Genomic DNA, 1,763 nt, shown 5'->3' on the forward strand with positions numbered 1-1,763 from the left:
GCCCGGGAGAATTCCCGGTCGGCTCGACTTCTGTGCTCGCTTGCCGCGCACCAACCTCACTCGCGGAGAGCTTCCGCGAGCGCTCTCATATTCGTGATGACAGCCCCCGCACCCGCCGCCGAAAGAGCCGCAGCCTTCCCAGGCTTATTCGCGAAGCCAATGGCCATCGTGTTCGCTGCGTGCGAGGCTTCGACGTCGGTGACGGAGTCGCCGACCAGAACGCAGCGCGCAGGCACCGCGGCCAGCGCGCGAATGGCCTCGGAGATGGGGTACGGGTCCGGCTTCATCAGATCCGGCCGCCCCTTCGGACGCCCCACGACGTCTCGCACGAGGTCCAACAGTCCATGACTGCCGAGGAATTCACGTACGCACTCGGCCGAGTTATTGCTGACGGCGACAACCTCGCGACCGGATTCGCAAGCAGCGCGCAGCGCATCGACGGCGCCCTCAACGGGATCTCCCGCAACTGCGACCGCTGACAACTCCGCCGCGATCAGTTCCTTCTCAACAGAGGCGAGCAGCGCAGGACCGCCCTGCTGCGAAATCCGCAAGACCTCGATGGGGTCGTCCGTCGCAGCCGCCTTCGCGGCCAGTTCGGCGTCATGAGCAGCGATGACGCTGCTCAACTGGTCAGCCACCTCGGGGGCCGGCAGTCCAGAGAATACGTCGCAGATAGGCCCGTCGAAGTCGAAGAGAACGACTTCGCAAGCCGCGACCGTGGCGGTGAGGCTATCGCTCGCCATCAGGGTTGTAATCCCTTCCGATGGTGTTCCATACGCTGTCGAACCACATGCGTGCCTGATCGACCTGCTGTGCCCCATCCGAGGGCTCCCCATCGTTCACCGAGTGGTGGAAGAGCGTCGCGTCTTTGCCGACGAAGTCGAAGATTTCGATGGCTTCGCCCTGAGCGACGACCTTGTTGGGCTGGATCGGGTAATACCCGAAGAAGACGTCCGATTCGTTGATCACGTAGAGCTTGAAGAACTGCGTTCCGCTGTGCACGCGAACGCTTACCTTGCCCTCGGAGATCAGGCCGAGGTGACTCAGCTCGCTCACCGCGTCCGAGATACTCCGGGTGTAGCCGAGCATGATGTCGCGCATCCGGTGGCGCAGCCGCGGATCGTCGGCGCAGTCCGCCTTGCGCACGGGAGCGGCCTGGGGGACCTCCATGTCAGGGACCAGGATCCTGATCTCGACGCTGGTCGGCGTCAGCCGCCCTACGCGGATCTTGTCCAGCGGTTCTTGCAGGGCACCGTGCAGGGTCTCGCTCGAAAAGCCGGCGAAGTCGATGGTGACTCTCTCGGCGGCGAAGGCTTGCTCGACGTACGGCCGCAGCCCGGCCGGCCGCTCGGTCCGGCTCCGCACGAAGACGCCGCTGCCTTTGCGGGAGACGACAAGGCCGTCGTCTTCGAGGTCTCGGATCGCGCGCTGGATCGTGGCGCGGGCGAATCCGAAGTGCTCGGTCAGCACCTTGTGAGAAGGCAACTTGTCCCCCGGGGCCAGGCGCCGGGTGCGGATGGCTGCGCCGAGGTTGCTCGCCACCTGCTCGTAAGGCGGCCGGTCGTCGTCCGGGTCCAGGGGCTCTGGGGTGAAGGCCATGTCCCCGATGCTACGTGCCACACCGCCATTAGGGCAGTCAGGTTAGACAGGTGTTGACATGACTAGCCATGATGCCTACGTTGAATCTGCGCCCACCGGGCTAGCCAGGATGGTCTGGCTAGCTGCCGGCTGCGCGCATCCGCACGTCAAGGGCCCCGCTCAGG

The 1,763-nt window shown here is 65.2% G+C and carries 2 protein-coding genes; both read right to left on the reverse strand.

The window, feature by feature from the left end:
- Nucleotides 1–56: 56 nt before the first annotated feature.
- Nucleotides 57–743, reverse strand: coding sequence for an HAD family hydrolase (locus tag ACFU99_RS42685; RefSeq protein ID WP_384403917.1), 687 nt, complete (start codon nt 741–743; stop codon nt 57–59).
- Nucleotides 730–1,599, reverse strand: coding sequence for a GntR family transcriptional regulator (locus ACFU99_RS42690; RefSeq protein WP_384403920.1), 870 nt, complete (start codon nt 1,597–1,599; stop codon nt 730–732). The genes ACFU99_RS42685 and ACFU99_RS42690 overlap by 14 nt, the downstream gene beginning before the upstream one ends.
- Between the last annotated feature and the right edge of the window lie 164 nt (nt 1,600–1,763).

This window comes from Streptomyces sp. NPDC057654 (assembly GCF_042800135.1).
In the GTDB taxonomy this organism is placed as follows: Bacteria; Actinomycetota; Actinomycetes; order Streptomycetales; family Streptomycetaceae; genus Streptomyces.

Coding starts and splice junctions, on each gene's coding strand:
- ACFU99_RS42685 (WP_384403917.1), bottom strand. CDS start 743: ATGGCGAGCGATAGCCTCACCGCCACGGTCGCGGCTTGCGAAGTCGTT.
- ACFU99_RS42690 (WP_384403920.1), bottom strand. CDS start 1,599: ATGGCCTTCACCCCAGAGCCCCTGGACCCGGACGACGACCGGCCGCCT.